Consider the following 22,516-nt stretch of genomic DNA (forward strand, 5'->3'; position numbering starts at 1 on the left):
TTTACAAGATAATCAGTTCCTTGGGGCTCCTGGTCAGGTTTTCAAATCCGTTTTCCCTGACCACTATCATATCCTCAATTCGTACCCCGAATCTTTTTTTCAGATAAATGCCGGGTTCCACGGTTATCACAATTCCCGGTTCAAGCCTGTCGTTGCAGACCTCGTTAAAGCGGGGATTTTCATGAACCTCCACACCTACGCTGTGGCCCAGGCCGTGGGAGAAACAGCCCTCATAGCCCTCCTGATAGATAAATTTACGGGCGGCGGCGTCCACCTCCGAGCAGGCTGCTCCGGGGCGGATCTTATCAAATGCCCTTTTCTGGGCTTCCCGGACAGTCTCATAGACATGCCGCTGCTCCTCCGATACGCTTCCCACCGCCACAGTACGGGTCATATCCGCCAGATATCCTCCGCAGACAGCGCCGAAATCCATGGTGACAAAATCCCCTTTTTGAATGAGGCGGCTGGTTGCAAATCCATGGGGCAGGGAGCTGTTGGGGCCGGATGCCACAATAAAATTGAAATTCTTATCGTCTGAGCCCAGTCTGGTCAAGGTGACGCCGATTTCCCTCGCCACATCAATTTCCGTCAAACCGGGCTTTATGATTCCGAGAATATGGGAAAAGGTATGATCCGTGATCTGCTGTGCCTTTCTGTGGCAGGCGATTTCCTCTTCATCCTTTTCCCGGCGCAGGGAATCCATGAGGCCGGAAAGGCTGTCTGAGACATCCAGGGAAATTCCCTTAAGGGCGGTTTCCAGCTGTCTGTACTTTTCTAAGGTAACCAGTCCGGTATGCAGAGAAAGAGCAGATATTCCTTCTGCCTCCAGAAGCTGTTTTATCTGGGAATGCAGGTTTTTTTCTTCGATTACTCTGCAGTTTTTTACCTTTTCTTCCGCTTCTTCGAAATAGCGGAAATCAATGATCAGCCATGCCTTATTTCTTGTGACCAGCACGGTTCCTGCAGAGGATTTCATTCCTGTCAGGTAAAAACGGTTGGCTGCGTCCTGCAGGATTGCCGCTTCCATATCAGAAGGCATGGCCTGCTGCAGCCTGATTATTTTATCCATATGCACTTCCTGTCCGCATGCCCGCACTTCGGGCATACTATAATTTTTTCAGCAGGACTGAATAACATTGTGCCGCGTCTTTTACTGCCTGTATGGAAGCGTATTCGTTGTCCCCATGGACACCGCTTCCCTGTTCGGGCAGGGCATACATAGGGGAAAAGCGCAGTACATTATCTGTCAGTTCCAGAAAATGACGGGAGTCTGTTCCGCCGCCCAGGACAAAGGGAATTACCGGAAGGCCGGGATATGTTTCTTCCACGCTGGCCTTCATCGCCAGATAGCCCGGCGCACCGGGGCTGCTTTCCGGCGCGGCATCTCTGCCGCCTGCCAGTTCACATAACAGGTCATGTCTTTCGGCAGCTTTTTTCAGTTTTTCCGTTATTTCCTCCGCTTTTTCCGTACAGGATACCCGTACATTGGCCGTCAGTACCGCTTTCTTTGGCATGACATTAAAGGCGGTTCCTCCTTCTATCATGGTAAAGGCAATGGTGGCTCCCAAAAGGGTATCCGCATCCTTACAGATTTCATGCAGTACGGGATAATCTCCCTGTTCATCCGCCGCCTGCAGAAGCTTATCCCGGATCGTGTCCGGGGAATATCCGGCTGCGGCACGCAGCATTGCGCGGTTTCCCTCACTCAGCTCCTTTCGGAAAAAATCGGCATACTCCACTTCATGGATAAAATCAGCCAGACGTACAATCGCTGAATGGGCCGGAGGATTGGCGGAGTGTCCGCCCCGGGAGAGCGCGGTAAACCGGTATTCCAGCGAACCCTTTTCCGCTATTCCGAAAAGGGCGGCTTTTCCTTTTACCAGACCCATAAAATCATCACAAATGGTGCCGCCTTCGTCGAATACGGTCTCAAGATGTATCTTTTTGTCCTTTAACAGCTTTGCGGCCCGGCCTGTGGTAAGGCCGCCTGTTTCTTCATCACAGGAAAGATACAGCCATATATCCCGTTTGGGGCGCCAGCCTTCTTCCAGCAGGCTTTCAAAAGCAGATAATAACGCGCATTGAGGTCCCTTCATATCCTGAGAGCCTCTTCCCCAGACGCAGCCGTCCGCGATCCGGCCGGAAAACGGAGGATACTTCCAGGAGGCTTCGTCCGCGGCGGGAACCACGTCCATGTGTCCGGTGAATAATACGGGAGGAGGGGTGCCGGGAGTTTTCTCCTCATGAAGGAGACGGCTGCCGGTTCCCCGGAGTTTAATCAGGAGGGCTTCCCCTACCGGTGTGATATCGGCAGCGGTGAACAATGTTTGGAATGTGGTTCTCAGATAATTCCGGTATTCCTCTATGTGGTAAAACGGTTCGTTTCCGGCACCGCTCACGGTGGGGATCGATATCATGGCGGACAGGTTTTCACCTATATTTTCAAACATTTTTTGTTACTCCTTCATGCCGGATACGGCGATTCCCTCTACGAAAAATTCCTGAGCAAAGCAATATAAAATAAGCAGCGGCAGCATGGATATCAGCGCGCCCGCCAGAGCAGGGCCAGTCTCACGCACACCTTCCCCTACAAACATGGCAAGTCCGGCGGAAAGTGTCCGCATCTTGGTGGAATTGGTCATCATCAAAGGATAAATCAGGTCATTCCAGTTGGAGGTCAGGCAGAAAATGAAAAAAGTGACAAACGCTGGTTTACATAACGGGAACATGATTTTCGTATAAATACCGAATTCATTCATACCATCAATTCTGGCCGCTTCTTCCAGGCTCTTGGGGAGTCCTATATAAAAGGAACGCATGAAAAACATTCCGTAAGCAGATGCAATACGCGGCAGAATCAGCCCGATATAAGTATTTAATATACCGAAGGTATGCAGTTCCAGGTACAAAGGAATCATAATGATCTGGAACGGAATCAGCATAGTGAGAAGGACAATATTGAAAATGATTTCCTTACCTTTAAATTCAAGACGGGCAAAGGCATAACCGGCCATGGAATCCAGAAGGGCGGAACAAACGGAAACCACACCCGCAAAAATAACGGTATTTTTAATATAATCTGCCAGAGGGATTCTGGACCATACCTGGATATAGTTTTTGATTGTCCATGCTTTGGGCCACAAGGTAGGCGGCCATTTTATGATATCCTTCTGCAGTTTAAAGGTGCTCAATATCAGCCATACAAACGGAAATACAATCAGAAACAGTACGAAAAGGCATATGAGAACTCTCAGCACGTCATAAACTTTAATTTTTTTCTTCATCCTGCTCTCCTCCTACATGTTTCTCGCTATTTTGCGTTCCATATAGCCCTTGAAAATCAATATAATAACTGCGATGACAAAGAATAATTCAATACACATGGCTGAAGCGTATCCCAGATCATAAGGCGCCGAAAAGCCTCTGTTATATATGTACTGCACCACTGTCTCCGTTTTGTAAAGAGGGCCGCCTCCCGTGGTAACGTAAACAACGTCGAAAACCTGAAAAGCCCCGATTATTGTGGTAAGAAGGGTAAAATTAATGGTAGGCAGAAGATTGGGCAGTGTAATATGGAAAAACTGCTGTGTCTTCGTGGCCCCGTCAATTTCCGAAGCTTCAAAATAGGTACTTGGGATATCATTAATGCCTGCCACCAGAATGATCAGCGTTTTCCCGAACGCCTTCCAAACGGAAATGAAAATAATGATAGGCATGGCAAATTTCACTTCACTGAGAAGGGCTATAGGTTCGCCGTATACCAGACTGATCAGATAGGGAATATAACCTACCGTGGAATTCAGAATCAGGTTGAATAAGATACCGATTGCCGTAAAGGAACATAGTACCGGCACATAAAATACGGAGCGGCACATCTTATTAAAACGGGTGGGCTTATACAGCCAATAGGCCAGTACCAGCGCCACAATAAGCTGAATGGGCACCGATATCACCACATAATAAAATGTATTTTTGAATGCATTCCAGACACGTTCATCCCCCAGCGTGCGTTTAAAGTTATCCAGTCCCACAAACTGAGGCCATGCCAGGAAAATATCCAGATTTGTCAGGCTGATGATAAATGAAATCACCAGAGGAATAATCGTAAATACAAATAATACCAGTACAGCAGGAAAAATAAACAGATATCCCACTCTGTCTTTTTTCGTCCATTTGGCTATACATCTTTTCATTGGGCTGATTTTTTCCATCCTCAGGCTCCCTTCTGAATAAAGGATGCCGCTGCCTGCAGCCGCATCCTTTTTCATAGCTTATCAGAATTTACTATTTCAAAATACCCTGGATGACTTCGTTGTACTTATCCAGTGTTGTCTTAATATCTGCACCAGCAAAAATTTCTTCCATGGCAGGATATAAACCATCGGTCGAGATTGTATTTACACCATTCAGCTTACATTCAATGTGTCCGTAGGAAAGAGGCTCCGATAATGCCAGTGTCTGCGGATCATTCGCGAAATTAGCCTGTGCGGAAAGCAGATATGCAGGAGTACCGCATTCCTTTGTCCATTTGGTACAGATTTCTTCCGTATTCCAGTAGTTTACAAACTTATAAACAAGTTCCTTATGCTCCTCTGAAGTCGTTTTAGGAATAGAAAAGCCTACAGGGATTACCGCTGCATCCTGCTCAACGCCCGTACATGCAGGAACCGCTTTTACGCCATAATTAATTTCATTTTCACGAAGCCCGTTAATAATCCAGGGACCGTTGATAAACTGTGCAAGCTGACCGCTGATATAGGTATTATCATCGGAATCCTTAGGGGAACATTCATACAGTGTTTTCAAGGTTTCAAAAGCTTTTACGTTCTCCTCGGAATTGAATACCGCTTCTGTTTCATCTTCATTCACGTAGCCGCCGCCATAAGCATACATGGTATACTGGGCAGTCACATTATTATTGACAGGCACGCAGAAGCCGTACTGGTTTTTGCTCTTATCCGTAAGCAGCTTTGCATTCTCCACAAGCTCTTCAAAGGTTTCCGGAGGGGATTCGGGATCCAGTCCTGCCGCTTCATAAAGATCTTTATCCCAGTAAAAATAATGAGATACCATCTGCATGGGAACACCAACGCATAAATCATCATAATACAGCAGATCTACAACGTTTTTGTCAAAGTCATCGGCATTTACTTCCGGTAATTCATAGAAATCACTTACATCCTGGAAGCTGCCGGCTTCCACATAAGGAGCATAATATCCGGAAGAACAAAGCACAAAATCCGGTGCATTTCCCGCCGCAATAGCTGCCGGAAGCTTTTCGTTAAAGGTTGCCCATGGCATTACGTCCATTTCAATGGTAATATTCCATTCGTTCGATGCATTAAAATCATCCACAATCTGCTGAAGGACTTCACCGTCTGTACTGGTAAATCCATTCCAGAAAGTGAGTGTTGTAGGTTCATAGGTCTTTTCTTCTCCCGCTTCCGATGCATCCGCCGAATCGGAAGCCGCCGTTGAGGGCGCCGCGCTTTGCGGTTCTGCTGCTTCACCGGAAGTATCCGCTGACTGTCCAGAACATGCGGTGAGTGCCAAAGTCATGGAAAACGCCATCCCCAATGCCAATAATTTGTTCCACTTTTTCATAATACTCTTCCTTTCTATGTGTGCTTTTTCTTTTTTAAAAGGGAATTCCCTTTATTTATCAGATACTTCTTGCCGCTTCAATAATCCAGCGGATTCTCTCCCAGTCAAGCTTTGCATCTATTGTGCAGTCCCCGCCCAGCATCAATCCTATTTTGCCATGATTGAGAATTAGATCTGTGGTGTATTTCTGCAGTTCTTCCTTGGTACCGGTATAAAGAATTCCCTGCTGGGTGTGTTCGTCCCAATGAGTTTCAAAACCGCCCAGAGAGGTTCTGCCCCCGATAAAATAACGGCCGGCATCCAGAGACAGGCCTTCCACAAATACAGCCCAGTTTACTACCTTTGCGGGATAATCCTGCCAGATTGCAAGCTGGTTCCGGTTTCCTGCCCAGCCGCACATATGTATGATGTTATTATCCGAAAAACGGTTTGCGTGCTCCAGAACATACAGATCACTGGGAGTGATGGTTTTCCTGTATTCTTCCGGGGTAAAACGGTCATATTCCCCGCCCTGCACACAATAGTAAACGCCGTCACAGCCCGCTTCCGTAATAAGCAGCTCCGCAAGAAGGGCGTTGGACTGTGCGATCACATCCAGAGCGTCCATTACGGCATTTTTATCCTCTCTTATGTATTCCATTACGTCCGAATCCGTTAAGCCCACTGCTTCCGCGCCGAAACGGAGGGATGAAAAGGGAGCGAATACATTATAGAAAACACAGCGTTCTTTTCCGATATCCTCAACGATAGCTTTGGCTCTCTCCACCTGCTCCCTGATAAAGGGATGATCGGAGGTCAGCGGTTTTAAGCTTTTCCAGTCCTCTGCCGTTTTTATTTCCGGCAGCGGATACGGGAAATAACCGTCGCACATAATTTTCACAAAATCCAAGTCTGTTTCCCGATAGTATTTTAAATGTGCATTTATGCAGCCCTGACCGGAAGCTTCTTCTCCGGCGAAATGAAACCAGAAGCCTACCGGAACATGATCCACCTCCTTTTTATTCATTGCATTCAGAACTCGTGTCCTCTTATCCATTTCTTTTTCCTCCTTTTTATCTGCAAACCATCATATCCAAAATCACCTGATCCGTATCAGCCATACCCCGGTTTCCCAGTTCTCCCAGATTTCTGATGGTGCTTTCCACATCTTCCGTTACAATGCCGTCCAGGCCGCCGGCGCTATGGTTTTTCAAAGCCAGCATAGAGCACTGGAACGCACTTGATATAACAGTTGCTATTTTTAAAGCGCAGCCTGCTTTTGCTCCGTCACAGATAATTCCCGAAACATCGGCTATCATATTATTAATGGCATTCTTAATTTGCTTCAGTCCGCCTCCCTGCATATATACGAACGCGCAGCAGGCTCCGATGGATGATCCCATGCCGCAGCCACAAAGCGGTGAAAGCTTTCCAATATAGCTTTTAACATGAATGGTTATTAGACAGCTGAGGGCCAGCGAACGGTACAGCATTTCCGGGGAGCCTTTTCTTTTATAAACAGCTGCAATAACCGGCAATGTGGCTGTTAAGCCCTGATTTCCGCTGCCGCACACCGTCATTACCGACATGGCGCATCCGGCCATTCTTGCATCTGCCGCCGCTGCAGTTACTGCAATAGCATAATTCCTTATATCATCCCCGGCGGTTCCTTCTCCCATATCTTCATAGATACTTTGTCCCACACGGAGCCCATAACGCCCTTTCAGCCCTTCCTGAGCCACCGCCCAGTTCATTTTTATACACTCATCAAGGAAAGAAAGCCGGTCTGTATCCACATTCTGTATAAAATCATAAATGTTATCCACAGTAAGCGCTGATTTATCACTCTCATCCGCCGGAAGCTCCTCGCAGCTCCCTTTTTCATAGATACAGGTAAGCCCATGTATTATGCGGGTAATATTGGTATGACTGTCTTCAATAATGACTGCCGACATATCATCCTCTGTTTCCAGAATAACTTCTATGTAAAGCTTTTTCGGCGTATCCTTCCGTTCCACACGAACCTGTGTCCCGGCAAACAGCCTGGCTTCCTCCACCTGTTCCGGGGTAATGGAGTGCAGAACCTCCAGAATCGCTTCACTGTCGCCGCCTATAATTCCCAATGCCGCCGCCATTTCCAGCCCTGCCATATCCGTTCCGGGAATCCCGACTCCCATGGCATTTTTCAAAATATTGCAGCTCACCTTTACCTGTGCCCGCACCGGTTTCTTTCCCAAAACTGCCCTTGCCTTGGCAGAGGCATAAGCAATTGCAACAGGCTCCGTACACCCCGTTGCCGCCGCCATTTCCTGTTTCAGAATCTGCAGAATCTGATTATGATTCATCTTTTTATCCTCATACTTATAATAATCGTTATATGCATACCGCTAATATGATTAGCAATATGATATTTAGAATATAATAGAAATATTATAAAAATGCAAGACATTTTTTCTTATTTTTTATCTTTTTGTACAATTGCATAAAAAGAGAGGGCATTTTTTGTGTATTGTATAGAAAGACATTTCCAAAAACAAAACCAGGAGATGCCACAAAAAGACATCCTATAACGAAGAAACCGTCCCTGTCTGCCGACAAAGGACGGTTTCTTCTCTTAATTTATATCCCATTTTTTCAGATGAGCCTTATTCTGCCTCCAGCCCCATCCTCACATACTGTTCCTTCGGCGCATCATTCTCTTTCATAATCCGCACCATTTCCTTCCTGAAATACTCCTCCACTTCCGGATTAGATATAGGTTCTGACTCCTTCGGATCCTTCTCCAAATCAAAAAGCAGCGTTTTATAAGGATGCTCACCCAATCCACTCGTATACTCTCTTTTTTCCACATTCTTTATTTTAAGAAGCCGGCAGCCCTTCGTAAAAGAAAAAGGCTCACTCAATTCCAGCTCCTGCAGCTCCTTAGGAGGAAACATCTCCCGCATATGAGTCGGCATCAAAGTATAATTATAAAGCGGCTCATTGGTTTTAACCGCCGGAGCCAGCACATAGGCATAATGCCCGTCCGTACAGCTTATCTGCGCGCCGCAGGTCCCATACAGACAGGTTTCCCGCACTGGTTTTCCTTCCGCAATCGTATCCTTCAGCACATGCCCCAGCATATCCCCTGGAACCGGCAGCCCGAAAAACTCCAACAGCGTAGGCGCCAAATCAATCGTCTGCACAAGACACTCACACCGCCCCGCCGCCCTGCTTCTGGGATCATAAATAAACAAAGGCGTATGAACGATCTCCTCATAAAAATTAATTTCATTACTCTTCGCCCACCAATCATGCTCCCCCAACATAAAACCATGATCCGTATTCACGATCAGCATCGTATCTTCCCACAGATTATACTCATCCATCTTATCCAAAATCTTCCCCAGATTCCGATCACACATCTGAAGCAGCGCCGCATACTTATTACGCACATGCTGCACATAAGGCCGCTCCTCCTCCGTTACCCTGTGATATCCAGGCCAGTCAAACAAGGGGCCGTCATACTCCGCCTCAAACCCCATCAAATCCTCATCCTGCACATAAAAAGGCTCATGCGGATCAAAAGTCTCCACCTGCAGGAACCAATTATCCGCCCCATGATTCCTCTCCAGAAATTCCACCCCCGCCCGGAACGTAACACTCTGAGCCATTCTGTCTTCCGTATCCGTATATTCCCGGTTAACCATATCCTGCTTACCGCACTGCCCGATATGAGGAGGAAGCACCTTATCCCCGACACACCCCTTCCAGGGATCCCCCTCCTGTCCCCTCACATTCTCCCAGCTGCTGTACCGATTATGATAAGTACACCCGCCATCCTCCCAATAATGATAATGATCACTGATCAAATGCGAGTAAACCCCATTCCTCTTCAAAATCTCCGGCATAGAATCATCATAAGGCTCCATAGGCCCCCAGCTCCGATGCAGGAAATTATAACGCCCCGTATGAATCTCCCTCCGCGCCGGCATACAAGGCAGACTCCCCACATAACACTTATCAAAAGTAACACACCTCTCCGCCAGCCTCTCAAAATTAGGCGTCTTAGTCCACTCACACCCATAAGGCGCAAGCATATGCCGATTCAAAGAATCATACATAATCATTATAGCCTTCATAAAAAAATCCCTCCTTCTCTTAAATTACATTCTACTTTTTTCCACCTAAAAAAGCCATCCCTGCCCTTCAGGTTCTTTCTCCCGTCAGGGTATTCCTCGTCCGCGCTGTGACCTTACGCTCCCCATTCTCCTTCGTCCTGTGTCCGGCCAGGCACGTTGCTGTTTGGCATGGACATCTCAAAAAAAGGGAACTGTTTCTTACCATTTCCTTTCCATGATCTGCTGCCGTCCCTAGCGGCGCTGTCTGACGACCGCAGGGAGGAGTTTAAGCCACGTTGGCAGCGGAGCATGGAAAGAAAATGGTTAGAAACAGCCCCTTTTTTTGTCTGTCCATGCCAAACAGCAACGTGCCTGGCCGGACACAGGGCGAAGGAGAATGGGGAGCGTAAGGTCACACAGCGCGGACGAGGAATACCCTGACGGGAGAAAGAACCGTCCGCGCACGCCATGACCTTTTTTATTTATTCTTCAGCCAGCTTCATCATTCTGTCGTAATATTCCTGATTCAGTTCGGTATATCTTTCATAACTGAACTTTCTGCAGTCCTCCAGATGTTTCTGCCACTTGGCATCATCAATGCCGTTCATTACGCTTTCCGCCATGAAGTTATCCATATACGTTCTCAACTCTGTCAGAAGCACATTGATTTCCTGGGTGTTTTCAGGATAATCCTGGCCCTCCGGAAGGAATTCCTTTACGGCGCAGTCCATGTAAGGCTCCTGTCTTTCCATATACTTGATTTCACGATCCGAAGTAACCGCGAATTTGGCATTATCTTCTTCTGTCCAAAGGAAAATACCCTTGATGCCCATGGATAAGGTATGGCGTACCTCCGCATAGCTGTTGTAGCCTTCCAGGACAGGATCTGCTTTTTTGGAAATGGTTCCGTCTCCATTATCCACCCAGGCCATATCCTTGGGGCCCCAGCCGAAGAGAAGCCGGTTGTCAAAAGAACTGTTGATATAGTCATAAAGTCTGAGCATCGCTTCGGGATAAGGGCAATTGTTGGTGATTGCGAACTGGTTGACAATAACGGTGCCCGACCACGCGCTGGGCTGATAATGTCTCTCGCCGTTGCTGTCCTTTAAAGGCAGAAGATAGGTATAATCCCCCGCATAGTCCCCTACTGTAATATCATCATAAGAATAATTCGGAAAAACGCCTATCTGATCATTGGTACCCTTGGCGATCATATCCACTTCTTCCTGTATAAAGCCGTTAGGATCAATCAGTCCGTTGGAATACAGCTTATTCAGATACTGCAGGTATGCATGATAATTTTCGGAAACAGGATAAAAGTCTACTTTTCCATCCACAACCTGTAAATAAGGGTATTTGTAATCCTTTTCATCATAACCGGCAAAGCCAAAGGCAGATTTCAGGATATCAAACTTTCTGTCCTTATAGAAAGCAAAGGGAATTTCATCGGCCTGTCCGTTCCCATTGGGATCCTGGGTTTTAAACGCCATAAGCACATCGAAAAGTTCATCTGCTGTCTCAGGCATTTCCATACCCACCGCATCCAGCCACTTTTTATTGATGGCAAGGCTCTTCCCTGCCACATAGCCGTCCAGCTGCACTTCAGGAAGGCCGTAGATGGAACCGTCGGGGAACATGCCCGCAAGCTTGATATTCGGGTATTTGTCAAAGAATTCCTTTAAGGATGGCGCATAGTCATCGATCATGTCATTCATTTTGACGAAGGAATCCAGGAACTGTGCGAAGTTGGGGATCTGGCCGATAAAGGCGTCCGGCAGATCTCCGGCTGCGATCATGATAGCCACCTGGTCATTATAGGATGCCTCCGGAATCCCTACCCACTGGATTTTAAGTCCGGTATCCTCCTCAATCTTTTTTACAAAATCTTTGTTTTCCCATCCTCCGATTTTATCTGTGGAGCCTACCGCATATACAATTTTAAAAGTATAGTCCTCGTTCATTATAGGATATCCTGTTTTATTTACGGCTTCCGAAGACTTTTGGACACTGCTTTCCGTCTCCGTTCCCGCCGGAACGGTCTGTGCACTTTCTGTTGAAGCCGAACTCCCGCACCCCGCAAGGCCGGAAACCACAAGAGCTGCTGCAGCGACTGCTGCGATCAATCGATTCTTCTTCATTCTTTCTCCCTCCAAATTAATTATCTGCTATTTTTATGCCAGGCATCCGTCACCCCTTGACGGAGCCGATCATAACACCTTTTACAAAATACTTCTGCAGGAACGGATAGACACAGATGACAGGCAGCGAGGATACAATAATCACCACATATTTGATAATCTGGGCCACCTTCTGCCGTTCCACCAAAGCCTCGATTTCAGCCGGATCCGTTATCTGGGTCAGCTGCTGTCCCAGAATCAGGATGTCCCGCAGTACCAGCTGAAGCGGGTATATCTTCTGGTCGGTCACGTAAATCATCGCCGTAAAATAGGAATTCCACTGGCTGACGCCCACATAAAGGGCGATAACCGCAATAATCGCCTTGGAACAGGGCAGTGCGATTTTGAAAAAGAATTTCCCCACCCCGCAGCCATCCAGCTCCGCGGCTTCGAAAAGCTCTTCCGGAAGGCTGTTCTGGAAAAAGGTCCTGGCAATAATCATGTTATAGACGGTAACCGTCCCCATCACCACCAGGACAGTTCTCGTATTCACCATATGAAGGCTGCTGACCACCATATAGGTGGGAATCAGGCCGCCTGAAAAGAACATGGTGAATACAAAAAGCTTGGTTATCACATTCCTTCCGAAAAGATCCTTCCTGGATAAGGCAAATGCCGCCATCAGGGTAACGCTGGTTCCTAACAGAGTTCCGAAAAAGGTGTAAAATATGGTATTCAGGTAGCCTCTCCATATTTTCCATTCCTCCAGAACAAACTTATAGGCTGCGAAATTGATTCCTGAAGGAAGAAACCTCACCTTTCCCAGAGAGATATCCTCCGGCGAGCTGATGGAGGCAATGATTACAAAATACAGGGGATACAGGACGATAACCAGCACCACCAGGGATATCACGGTAACCGTAATATTAAATATCCTGTCTTCCCTTCCGGCTTTTATTTTTTTCGTTTCCATAACCTTCCTCCCTTACCACAATGAATTTTCCGTCGTTTTTCCCGCGATCTGGTTAACGAGAATCAGGATGGTGAAATTGATGATATTGTTAAAAAGGCCGATGGCGGAAGCATAGGAGTACTGCTGCCCCTGAAGACCGATTTTGTAAACATAGGTGCTGATGACTTCCGCCGTGGAAAGGTTGGGCGCCGTCTGCATCAGATATACCTTTTCAAAGCCCAGGTTCATGATATTTCCGCAGTTCAGTATGAGCAGAATCACCGCCGTGGGAATCAGCATGGGAATATCAATGTAAAAAATACGCTGCAGCTTGTTGGCCCCGTCCGCGATAGCCGCTTCATGCAGTTCCGGGCTGACGCCGGAAAGCGCGGCTATGTAGATAATGGAAGACCAGCCGGTCGTCTGCCAGATGGCGGACCAGACATACAGATGGGGGAAAGCCGCCGGATCCGTAAGTACCTGCGGGTTGTTCATTCCGAATCCCTTTAATATGCTGGTCCCGATTCCCGACGCCGGGTCAAAGAAGACAAACATCATACCTACCAGCACGACCGTGGAAATAAAGTGGGGTGCATAGGTCGCGGTCTGTGTGATTTTCTTCAGCCGCTGGCTGGGCGTATAATTCAGAATCAACGCCAGTATGATGGGGATGGGAAAACTGAACACCAGCTGGTAAAGGCTGATTACCAGTGTGTTTTTCAGCAGCTTCCAGAACATGGGCGAGGTAAAAAACTGCCGGAAATATTTGAAGCCCACCCATTCACTGCCCCAGATTCCTTTGGTCGCCACAAAATCCTTAAAGGCTATCTGCAGCCCCGCCAGAGGCATGTAATTAAAAATGAAAACGTAGATAATCATGGGAAGCAGAAATAAATACAGAATTGAATTTTTCTTCAGACTCTTCCTGAACTTTACTTTGTTTTTCAAGGCCCCTCATTCCTTTCTTTTCCTGATGAGCCTATTTTAGCAAAGGAAAGGAGAAGAGCCTATGAAGCAAAATCAGTGATTTTGGTAAAATACTCAGTTTTTTACAAAATGCCCGTTTCTTCTATGGGAAGTCTCACTGTCACAATCACCTTTCCGTCCTTCCCTTCCACGGTAAGTCCCCCTTCCTCCCCATACATCAGCTTCAGGCGGCTCTGTATGTTGACAAGGCCGATCCGTTTTCTTGCACGTCTTTCCTGATCCAGGAGCTCCCTGTCCGCCAGGGTTTCCTGCAGCTTTGCAAGCCGCTCTCCTTCCAGCCGGCCTCCGTTGTCAATGATGGAAAAGACAAGGCTTTGTCCTTCCCATCTTCCCTTTATCCAAAGCATTCCGCCTGGCTCGGTGCGTTTTTCCAGTCCATGGTAAACCGCATTTTCAACAAGCGGCTGGAGAATCATTTTGTCGATAGGCAGCTCCCCGATGCCTTCCTCCATCTCCATTTCCCAGCGGAATCTTCCGTTAAATCTCACGTCGCATATATCCAGGTATTTTTTCAGGAAATCCGTTTCCTCCCTTACCGTTACCTTGTCGCCTTCCTTAATGGAATAGCGGAAGATTTCAGCCATGTTGGAGGCCATTTCCGCTACCAGCGGCTGATCGTTCATCAGAGCGATTCCTCCCATGCACTGCAGGGTATTGTAGAGGAAATGGGGATTGATCTGGCTCCGCAGGGCATAAATTTCACTCTCGGTTTTCACCAGCTCCGTTTCATAGAGGCGCTGCTGCGTATCGAAGATACGCTGGGACATCTGTGCGTTATTCTTCAGCATTTCATTCATCTTATCCACAAGGGGTGTGAGCTGGAAGTGGTATTTTCCGGTGATCTGTTTTTTCCTCCGGTTCGTACCAAGCTCCGCCACTTCTTCTATCAGCCTGTCGATGGGATGGGCTATTGTCTGGTTGAACAGCCATCCGATAAGGAGAAGCATACCGACCATGACCGCGCAGCTTAACAGCATCTGGCTTCGGAACAGGTCATATTCCCGCACTACCTGATGGTTATTGATTTTTCCCACTATCCGGAAACCCTGGCCACCCCATATTTCCCGCTCCAGATAGGTATAGCCCGGCTGCTCCCTCTCCAGCACCTCCGCCCCGGAATTGGCGGCTATTATGCGGCCCCGGGGATCGAGAAGATAGAACTCCACCTCTTCCGCATTACCGGTTTCCTCCAGCACCTTCATGATGGCGTTGGGGCGTATGACCAGCATCACGGTTCCGATCCGCTGGCTTTCCGTAAAAATAGCCGCTTTATTGGAGTAAATGGGGGTAATGCAGAGAAGCGCTTCCCTGCCGTCGTCGCCTTTATAAAAGATAAAGCGGTTGTTTACCGCCTCTTTATAGCATTCCCGTTCCACCTTCTGAAGCTCTTCCTGGAATTTCATTTCTGAGGAGCTGTAGCTGTATTCACATTTCCCTTCTTTATTGAACAGAAGGGCCGTCTGAATCTGGGAATTCATGGCTACCGCCGCCTGGCAGGTATCATTTACAAATGTCAGCATCCGGTATTTTTCCAGCTGTTCTTCCTCCGCCAGGAACTGCTGCACTCCGGAATTGATGGAAAAATAGGTGGTGGTATAGGCAATGCTTTTAAACGCGGAATCCAGGTTGTTTTCTATCTGCTTTACCGTGGTATTGGTGTAGGAAAGCAGACGCTGTGCTGAATTCTCAGCGATTTTGTGTATGTAAATAAACTGGCTGCCCACCTGGATCAGAATGGCTGCCAGGATGATCAGTACAATGCTTTTCTTAAAACTCAGTCTCATAGCTGTCCCTCATCTGTATTCCGGTTTCCCGAGTTCCTTCTCTGTCTCCGGTATTGGCTCGGTGTCTCGCCGCTGTATTTTTTGAATACCTTATTAAAATAATAGTAATCCTGTATTCCGCACTGTACCGCAATTTCTTCCAGAGACAGCGTAGTATGCGTCAGAAGGCGTTCCGCCTCTTTCATGCGTATGGAGGCCAGATATTCGGAAAAAGAACCGCCTGTCTCTTTGTTGAACAGGGCGCAGCAGTAGTTCGCATTGAGATGAAACTGATCCGCAAGCTCCCTGAGCACCAGTTTTTCCCGGAAATGGGTGTGCATAAAGGTCAGCATTTCCTGGAATACCGGATTTTCCGCAAGAGGGATTTCTTCCTTTTCCTGTTTCTGTTCCTTTGTTTCCTCCAGTATGCCGTGCAGCTTATTCAGCAGAAGGGTGAGCTTGTCCCTGGCGATGGGCTTCAGGCAATAGTCATATACCACTCCCATCCGAATCGCTTCCTGGGCATAGCCGAATTCCGCAAACCCGCTGATGACCACGAAGCGGCAGGGAAGCTTTGCTTCCAGGGCCTTGTGCATAAATGCAAGCCCGTCCAGCTCCGGCATACGGATATCAATGAAAATAACATCCGGCGGCTCCGCTGCCGCCCGGTTAAATGCTTCCACGGAATTTTCAAACTTACCCGTAATCCGGAAGCCCATTTCCTCCCACTTCACTATTTTTTCCAGATAGACGAGCGCCCATGGCTCGTCATCCACTAAATAAACGCTGTATGTATCCATTTTCCCGCCCCATGCCTTTCCTGTGATTCGTTACTACTGTTGTGCTTACTCCTGTTTTAATCAAGTCTATCATCGTTCTTTCTTTTCCACAATTCTATTCTTTTTCCAATAGGCGCAGAAATACCTTTCTTTCTATATGGATATCCGTTAAAATCAAATCAGAGATTATCGGATGGGACGCAATACATTATGTATAATGAATACAAGGGGGATACGAGGGAAATGGATTGGACAGCAAGACTGAATAAGGTGATGGATTATGTAGAGGAAAATATCCACGGAGAGATAGCAGAGGAAGAAATCAGCAGGATTACGGCCTGTCCGTATACTATGTTCCAAAGCTCTTTTTCCCAGATCGTGGGGATTCCCTTTTCCGAATATGTGAGAAGAAGACGTCTGACCATGGCAGCCTATGAGCTGCTAAATACCAACAGGAAAATCATTGATATCGCCATGGATTACGGCTATCAGTCAGACGATGCGTTCCGGGTAGCCTTTAAAAACCTGCATGGCATCAATCCTGCGGAGGTCCGGAAAGCCAACCCTCCCCTGGTGTTTTACTGCCGCCTGGATTTTGAAATAAACATAAAAGGAGTGGATAAGATGAATTACAGCGTAGTGGAAAAGGATGCCTTTCAGGTGATTGGCATACGGAGAATCACCCCTTACGGGGGCGGAACCTGGGCCATCGTAAAAAGCGACGGAAGCAATGACCGGATTCGGGATCTGACCGGAAGCTTCTTCGATTTGGGCCTTTGCTTCGGCTTTGATGAAAAGGGAAACAACGATTATATGTGCGCCATCGAATGCAGCGATTACCAGGGGGACGAGTATTCCGCCTATCAGTACCCTGCGACTACCTGGCTGAAATTCGAGGCAAAGGGCAAGATTTCGGATAATACGCTGGGCAGTGTCTGGCAGCAGATCAACAATGAATTCCTGCCCTCCAGCAAGTTCCATAAGGGACCGCTTCCGACGATTGAAAAATATGTATTGTGGAATGATGCGGAGGATATCTGCCTGGTGGAGATATGGATTCCTCAATAACGGCAAAAAAAGCGGTTTCCGGATATATCACATCACCGGAAACCGTTTTTTTAAGTTCATTATCATTTATACTGTCTGTTAATTATGCTGCCCTACGATAACGTTCCACGGCATTCAGCACATCCTGGTCTTCTCCTTTGGAGTTTACAAATACCAGATCAAGCGCTTTACCAATACCAAGGGCAAATACACCCAGAATGGATTTGGCATCCACTGTGTAGCTGCCGAGAGCAAGATCATATTCTCCTTCAAACTGTCTCATTGTCTGAACAAAGGCTTCTGCGGCCGCTGCATTTTCCAAATAAATTTTTACGGATTTCATATGATACCTCCTGTAATTTCTCATTCGTAAAGCTATGTATTGTTTAACTTCCACATCATTTTTATTTTATTTATCATACATAAAAAAGGCCCCTATGTTAGGAGGAAAATTTTAACATAGGGGGAAATTTTTGTACTTTTCAGCCTGTTTTTTTGCACTAACCGTTCATTTGGCGGTATTCTGCGGGCAGAACGCCCACCACATCCTTAAATACCTTGCTCATATATTTGGGGTCGGAAAAGCCTGTCATCGCCGCTATCTGGGTCAGGTTCTGGTTGGTTCCCAGCAGAAGCGTCTTCACCTTTTCCACCTTTACATTACGGATTTCCTCCGTAAATGAAATACCTGTTTCTTTTTTAAACTGCCTGCTTAAGTACTCAGGGGATACTCCCAGCTTCCTGGCAACCTCCTCCATGGTGATTCCCTGGCTGTAATATTCTTCAATCATGTGTTCGGCGCGCTGGATCAGGGGACTGCGTTCCCCGGTTTCCTCATTTCCGCCCAGCATTATTTTTTTATAAAGGCTGCGCATGATATTTTCTATATCCTCCCAGGTAAAGGCGCCCATGACAGCCTCCAGCAGCGCCTGGACCTCCAGCTCGTTCTCTTCAAAGGATATGTATTCCCTGGCCGTATTCAGAATCGTCCACAAAAAGGTGATGCAGGCTTCCTTGATATCCTTCGGCCTGTGTGTCTGGGCCTTGCAGTAATTCAGGAACTCCACAAAACAGGCGGCAAATTCCTTCTCGTCCTTCTTGATCACAGCCTGCTTCAGCCGAAGGGACATTTCAGGCAGGTATTTCAGGGGAGAAACAGAAATCCCATCAATCCGTTTCTGCGAAATAAGCTTTTCATTTCCAAGGGCAAGGCTCCAGTCCAGCAGCTGCCTTATGCGCTTCCGGCCTTCCTCCAGCTCATAAAAGCCCCTGCATTCTTCCCATACACACAATGCCTTGTTTTCCGTATTGGAGAGGATCATGGGCACTACGGAGCTGTCAAAATATTCCTCCCAGTCCTGGGCGGTATCCATATGGTAAAGCACCATGGTACACTGGGTCCTTTCCGCAAATGCCGTGACAATACTGCGGAAGCCGGCAGCATGCTCCGCCACCTCCTGAAGGATCCGAAGTACGATGTCCTTTCTTTCCTCATAATGGCCGTCCAGCCATACAATAAATAAAGCCGTCGGCTCCGTAGCGCTCACGCCATACTTTTTTTCCAGCGCAGCGGTCGTCTCTTCTGTTTTTTCAAGGATTCCGGTCAGGGCGCTGCGCGCTATATTTTCCAGGCTCAGAAGCGTTTCCTGGCTGTTTTCCTCCCTGACTTCTTCCTCCATTTGCTGCAGGACCTTGCGAAGCTCCTGGATTTTTACAGGCTTCAGAAGATAATTGCTCACCCCCAGCTCCATGGCACGCTTCGCATAGGAAAAATCAGAATAGGCACTCAGGATCACAGCCTTGCTTGTTACGCCCTCTTCCCTGAGCTTCTCCAGCATGGTAAGGCCATCCATATCCGGCATCCTTATGTCCATAATGACCACATCCGGCTTTTCCCTCCGGATAACCTCAAGCCCTTCCAGACCATCGCATGCCTTACCAGCCAGCACATAGGAAGGGCTCAGCTTTTTCAGGATTTTTTCCATGCCCTCACGTATGGGGGCTTCATCCTCAACTATCACAATTCTCAATAATTTGTCCCTCCAAAATTGGTATAAACAGGGTTACCTTTGTATATTTATTCATGTTGCTTTCAAAATGCAGCGCGGCGGCCTCTCCGTAATAGAGCCGCAGACGTTTTCTGGCATTTTCTATGCCGAAATGGTTTTCCCGGTGGTAGTCCTTTTGGTTCAGGATATCCACAAGCTCCGACGGCATGCCTCTTCCGTTATCTTCCACCTCTATTATGAGTCCGTCCATCTCCCGCCTTCCTGTTATCATAAGCAGCGGGGCCCTGTCTATTCCATGCAGCCCGTGCTTGATGCTGTTTTCCGCAATGGGCTGGAGAAGCAGCTTATGCATCGGGCTTTTCGCGGCTATGGAATCCAGGCTGCAGAAAATCTGAATCTCCTGACCCAGTTTTTCCTGCTGCAGGCGCACATACTTTTTCAGCCAGGCGATTTCCTCGCCCAGCGTGGTGATTCCTCCTGCATTTTTGATGGCATAACGCAGGATATCACCTAAATCGCCAACCATCTCACTGATTTCATACTCTTCCTTTTCGATGGCCTTCCAGTTAATGGTATCCAAAGTATTATAAAGAAAATGAGGATCTATCTGGGCCTCCAGGGCGGATATTTCCGCATTCTTCTGTTCCAGGGCCGCCTGTCTTACCTGCCCCAGAAGCAAATCCGTCCGATTAACCATTTCATTAAAGCCGTCAGCGATTTCATTCATTTCGGCGGGCATATTTTTCCGCTTCTCCACACGTGTGGAAAAATCCCCTTCTTCCACACGGTTCATGGCCTTCAGCATATCCTCCACCGAAACAATAACAGGCCGTGTGACAATCAGCACCGCCGCTACCAGAACGACTCCCACTCCCAAAACCAGGCCGATTTGAAGGAGGAACTGGTCGAACATGGTTTTCCGGTAATGCTCCATGGAATAAAATTCCACTATGTTCCATCCGCTCACTTCATTTTCGGCGAAGGCCACCACATAATCCTGGTATTTTTTATTTCCGATATACCAAAACTCATCACAGCCTATAGATGCCCCTATCAGCGTATCATCCGGTGCACTGAGAACACGTCCATCCTGTTCCAGATAATAAACCTCCCCGGAAATTCTTTCCATAGCTTTCTGCAGCACCTTCTCATTTACACATATGAGAATGCTTCCTACCTCTTTATGGATATCCCGGTAGTCTATCAGCCTTCTTTGAATGGAAAACACATAGACGGGGGTATCCGGCGCCGCCATGACATATTTCACAGGCTGGTACATTTCCATTTTATCCTGTAGAAGATTCATGCTGCTGTTCAGCCAGAGGCTTTCACTGGAGGAAGAGGACAGCCCGTCATAATAAATGCAGTTTCCGTCCCTGGTAAATATAGCCAGTCCGGTCACCCCTTCATTCCGGTTGCAGATATGCTTCAGCTCCCGGCGGAGATTGATTTTCAGCATCTCCTCATTTTTCCCGCCTGCATTCAGGCTTTCCACCATATCAATGATATCATCGTCCGTACTGAGATCATACAGAAGGGTATCGTACTTTTCCAGGGTCAGCGTAAGGCTCCTGTTCGATTTTTCAAGACCGGTCTGAACACGGCTGTCCAGGCTTTCCCTCATGGCGGAATTCAGCCGAAGCTGGGATACCGCCGCAAAAAGCAGGATAGGAATAAAAAGCAGGAGGATCAACATAAAAATCAGTCTGATTCGGATACCTCTCGGTTTTGTCATCGGCCGCCTCCCCGTTCCAGAATCATGGTTATTTTCCCGTCCGTTTCCTGCAGGACAGGCTCCATCTCTTCTCCCAATATTGCCCACTCCATGGCGGAGGTGATTTCCGCCGATACCTCCGGCCACCAGGGAGTAAAGTCGCGGCACCTCGCAGCGGAGAACAGCCGGACGAATTCCTGCATCTGCGCATCCTCCGGGAACTGCCGTTCCAGCACATCCTCCCTTGGCGCCAGGAAACCGAAATCATCCAGGTAGCTTTGCATCCTTTCCGGTTCCGCCAGAAAATGCAGAAACTCCATGGCCTCATCCGGATGACCATCCGCGGATACCCCTATGATCTCTCCTCCCACGGTAGTCACCGCCTCACCATCAGAAGGAATGGGCGCTATGCCGAAATCAATTTCAGGAGCATTTTTTCTGATATATCCTACCGTCATGCCGGTATTGAACATCATCGCCACTCTTCCCTTGGAAAACTGGTACATCAAATCGGCCAGGGTCATACTGACACTCTGGCTGTTCAGCGCCCCCTGTCCCGCCAGGCTGGAGAGCATACCGAAGGAAGCCCGTCCTGCCGGACTGTTTATATTCTTCACATCCCCTCCCATGGACCACAGGATGGGAAGAAATGCATACAGACTTTCTTCACTCCGGATACCTGCCATGGCAAAGCCGTAATGCGCTTCCCCGGTGGTACGCACCGCCGTATCATAGAACTCCTCCCAGGTTCCCGGGACACCGCAGCCTGCCTCCGCCAGCATCTGTTTGTTATAAATGAGGGCGGGACAGTTCATTCCGAAAGGAAGGCCATAAACTCTGCCGCCGCTTTCACAGGGCGCCAGCGCCTTTGGCATATAGGAAGAAAGCTCCGGAAATTCATCCGTCAAATCCACAAATTTCTTCATATGATGGAAAAACTGGAAATCAGAGGAATCCACAAGAGCGATATCCGGCATGGTTTCCTCCGCCATACTCAGCGCCAGCTGCTTCTTAAAATCCTCATCCGGCACATATTTTATTTCCACAGTGATTCGATCCTGGGAGTTATTGAATTCCAATGCAAGCCTTGACATAGCCTTCTGACAGGCGGGTATATCCCAATAATGCCACAAAGTAACCACTGTCCTGACCGGTTCCTCCGGAATCTTATCCATCTTCTTCCCGCAACCGCCCGCAAAAAGAAGAAGCATTATTAACAGCGCAATCCCAGCCCTTTTCCCATGTTTACTGCCGTTCATTCCCATTCTCCCTTATCCGGCCTGCTTATGGCAGACGATTCCGGTATAAACCGGTATCCCGCCGGTTACAGCCCGGAGCCGGATGGCTCCGGGGATAAAATACATAGGTACAGTATAGCATCAAAAAGTTTGTCTTTCTACATAATCCGGAATAAAACAGAGCGCATCCCGCACTGTACCCGTTTCTCACCCACGGACAGAGAGAA

At 47.8% G+C, this 22,516-nt stretch carries 18 protein-coding genes; 1 reads left to right on the top strand and 17 read right to left on the bottom strand.

Translation table 11 applies throughout. The features are described 5' to 3' along the window. Nucleotide 1: 1 nt before the first annotated feature. The 13 genes from BLA28_RS21100 to BLA28_RS21160 form a co-directional block, all read right to left on the bottom strand. A complete protein-coding gene (locus BLA28_RS21100; RefSeq protein WP_081330163.1) occupies nt 2–1,069 on the bottom strand; it encodes a M24 family metallopeptidase in 1,068 nt (355 codons plus the stop codon). Nucleotides 1,070–1,106: 37 nt separating this feature from the next. Further along, a complete protein-coding gene (locus BLA28_RS21105) occupies nt 1,107–2,450 on the bottom strand; it encodes a M20/M25/M40 family metallo-hydrolase (protein WP_069158767.1) in 1,344 nt (447 codons plus the stop codon). Between the two features lie 6 nt (nt 2,451–2,456). Then, nucleotides 2,457–3,284 (bottom strand): carbohydrate ABC transporter permease, encoded by an 828-nt coding sequence (locus BLA28_RS21110; RefSeq protein ID WP_009254623.1) that lies wholly within the window; start codon nt 3,282–3,284, stop codon nt 2,457–2,459. Between the two features lie 12 nt (nt 3,285–3,296). Next, entirely contained in the window at nt 3,297–4,211 is a 915-nt protein-coding gene (locus BLA28_RS21115; protein ID WP_009254624.1) for a carbohydrate ABC transporter permease, read from the bottom strand. A 73-nt stretch (nt 4,212–4,284) separates the two neighbouring features. Then, on the bottom strand, nt 4,285–5,604 hold the full coding sequence (locus BLA28_RS21120) for an ABC transporter substrate-binding protein (protein WP_069158766.1): 1,320 nt from the start codon (nt 5,602–5,604) through the stop codon (nt 4,285–4,287). A 58-nt stretch (nt 5,605–5,662) separates the two neighbouring features. After that, nucleotides 5,663–6,640, bottom strand: a complete 978-nt coding sequence (locus tag BLA28_RS21125) for a uroporphyrinogen decarboxylase family protein (protein ID WP_069158765.1) — start codon at nt 6,638–6,640, stop codon at nt 5,663–5,665. Nucleotides 6,641–6,656: 16 nt separating this feature from the next. After that, nucleotides 6,657–7,928 carry an L-cysteine desulfidase family protein gene (locus BLA28_RS21130; protein ID WP_069158764.1) on the bottom strand — a complete coding sequence of 424 codons (1,272 nt, stop codon included), beginning with the start codon at nt 7,926–7,928 and terminating at the stop codon, nt 6,657–6,659. 300 nt (nt 7,929–8,228) lie between these two features. Beyond that, on the bottom strand, nt 8,229–9,704 hold the full coding sequence (locus tag BLA28_RS21135; RefSeq protein WP_069158763.1) for a sulfatase: 1,476 nt from the start codon (nt 9,702–9,704) through the stop codon (nt 8,229–8,231). A 461-nt stretch (nt 9,705–10,165) separates the two neighbouring features. Beyond that, nucleotides 10,166–11,821, bottom strand: coding sequence for an extracellular solute-binding protein (locus tag BLA28_RS21140; RefSeq protein WP_069158762.1), 1,656 nt, complete (start codon nt 11,819–11,821; stop codon nt 10,166–10,168). A gap of 49 nt (nt 11,822–11,870) precedes the next feature. After that, complete coding sequence (locus BLA28_RS21145; protein ID WP_016360150.1) at nt 11,871–12,773, bottom strand: carbohydrate ABC transporter permease; 903 nt, start codon at nt 12,771–12,773, stop codon at nt 11,871–11,873. 12 nt (nt 12,774–12,785) lie between these two features. Beyond that, nucleotides 12,786–13,700, bottom strand: a complete 915-nt coding sequence (locus BLA28_RS21150) for an ABC transporter permease (protein ID WP_069158761.1) — start codon at nt 13,698–13,700, stop codon at nt 12,786–12,788. 101 nt (nt 13,701–13,801) lie between these two features. Continuing rightward, on the bottom strand, nt 13,802–15,523 hold the full coding sequence (locus tag BLA28_RS21155; RefSeq protein ID WP_069158760.1) for a cache domain-containing sensor histidine kinase: 1,722 nt from the start codon (nt 15,521–15,523) through the stop codon (nt 13,802–13,804). Continuing rightward, a complete protein-coding gene (locus tag BLA28_RS21160; RefSeq protein ID WP_069158759.1) occupies nt 15,520–16,302 on the bottom strand; it encodes a response regulator transcription factor in 783 nt (260 codons plus the stop codon). The genes BLA28_RS21155 and BLA28_RS21160 overlap by 4 nt, the downstream gene beginning before the upstream one ends. Before the next feature lie 222 nt (nt 16,303–16,524). Here BLA28_RS21160 and BLA28_RS21165 point away from each other — a divergent pair, with 222 nt between their 5' ends. Continuing rightward, entirely contained in the window at nt 16,525–17,349 is an 825-nt protein-coding gene (locus BLA28_RS21165) for an AraC family transcriptional regulator (protein ID WP_069158793.1), read from the top strand. A gap of 82 nt (nt 17,350–17,431) precedes the next feature. Here BLA28_RS21165 and BLA28_RS21170 read toward each other — a convergent pair whose 3' ends face one another. The 4 genes from BLA28_RS21170 to BLA28_RS21185 form a co-directional block, all read right to left on the bottom strand. After that, nucleotides 17,432–17,671 (bottom strand): HPr family phosphocarrier protein, encoded by a 240-nt coding sequence (locus BLA28_RS21170; RefSeq protein ID WP_009254637.1) that lies wholly within the window; start codon nt 17,669–17,671, stop codon nt 17,432–17,434. Nucleotides 17,672–17,828: 157 nt separating this feature from the next. Continuing rightward, nucleotides 17,829–19,349 (bottom strand): response regulator transcription factor, encoded by a 1,521-nt coding sequence (locus BLA28_RS21175; protein WP_242880644.1) that lies wholly within the window; start codon nt 19,347–19,349, stop codon nt 17,829–17,831. Then, on the bottom strand, nt 19,339–21,072 hold the full coding sequence (locus BLA28_RS21180; protein WP_069158757.1) for a sensor histidine kinase: 1,734 nt from the start codon (nt 21,070–21,072) through the stop codon (nt 19,339–19,341). The genes BLA28_RS21175 and BLA28_RS21180 overlap by 11 nt, the downstream gene beginning before the upstream one ends. Beyond that, entirely contained in the window at nt 21,069–22,310 is a 1,242-nt protein-coding gene (locus BLA28_RS21185) for an ABC transporter substrate-binding protein (RefSeq protein ID WP_069158792.1), read from the bottom strand. Before BLA28_RS21185 ends, BLA28_RS21180 begins: the two co-directional genes overlap by 4 nt. Between the last annotated feature and the right edge of the window lie 206 nt (nt 22,311–22,516).

The sequence above is a fragment of the Eisenbergiella tayi genome (assembly GCF_001881565.1).
In the GTDB taxonomy this organism is placed as follows: Bacteria; Bacillota; Clostridia; order Lachnospirales; family Lachnospiraceae; genus Eisenbergiella; species Eisenbergiella tayi.

Coding starts and splice junctions, on each gene's coding strand:
- BLA28_RS21185 (WP_069158792.1), bottom strand. CDS start 22,310: ATGAACGGCAGTAAACATGGGAAAAGGGCTGGGATTGCGCTGTTAATA.
- BLA28_RS21125 (WP_069158765.1), bottom strand. CDS start 6,640: ATGGATAAGAGGACACGAGTTCTGAATGCAATGAATAAAAAGGAGGTG.
- BLA28_RS21135 (WP_069158763.1), bottom strand. CDS start 9,704: ATGAAGGCTATAATGATTATGTATGATTCTTTGAATCGGCATATGCTT.
- BLA28_RS21155 (WP_069158760.1), bottom strand. CDS start 15,523: ATGAGACTGAGTTTTAAGAAAAGCATTGTACTGATCATCCTGGCAGCC.
- BLA28_RS21145 (WP_016360150.1), bottom strand. CDS start 12,773: ATGGAAACGAAAAAAATAAAAGCCGGAAGGGAAGACAGGATATTTAAT.
- BLA28_RS21180 (WP_069158757.1), bottom strand. CDS start 21,072: ATGACAAAACCGAGAGGTATCCGAATCAGACTGATTTTTATGTTGATC.
- BLA28_RS21160 (WP_069158759.1), bottom strand. CDS start 16,302: ATGGATACATACAGCGTTTATTTAGTGGATGACGAGCCATGGGCGCTC.
- BLA28_RS21100 (WP_081330163.1), bottom strand. CDS start 1,069: ATGGATAAAATAATCAGGCTGCAGCAGGCCATGCCTTCTGATATGGAA.
- BLA28_RS21140 (WP_069158762.1), bottom strand. CDS start 11,821: ATGAAGAAGAATCGATTGATCGCAGCAGTCGCTGCAGCAGCTCTTGTG.
- BLA28_RS21110 (WP_009254623.1), bottom strand. CDS start 3,284: ATGAAGAAAAAAATTAAAGTTTATGACGTGCTGAGAGTTCTCATATGC.
- BLA28_RS21170 (WP_009254637.1), bottom strand. CDS start 17,671: ATGAAATCCGTAAAAATTTATTTGGAAAATGCAGCGGCCGCAGAAGCC.
- BLA28_RS21120 (WP_069158766.1), bottom strand. CDS start 5,604: ATGAAAAAGTGGAACAAATTATTGGCATTGGGGATGGCGTTTTCCATG.
- BLA28_RS21130 (WP_069158764.1), bottom strand. CDS start 7,928: ATGAATCATAATCAGATTCTGCAGATTCTGAAACAGGAAATGGCGGCG.
- BLA28_RS21105 (WP_069158767.1), bottom strand. CDS start 2,450: ATGTTTGAAAATATAGGTGAAAACCTGTCCGCCATGATATCGATCCCC.
- BLA28_RS21165 (WP_069158793.1), top strand. CDS start 16,525: ATGGATTGGACAGCAAGACTGAATAAGGTGATGGATTATGTAGAGGAA.
- BLA28_RS21115 (WP_009254624.1), bottom strand. CDS start 4,211: ATGGAAAAAATCAGCCCAATGAAAAGATGTATAGCCAAATGGACGAAA.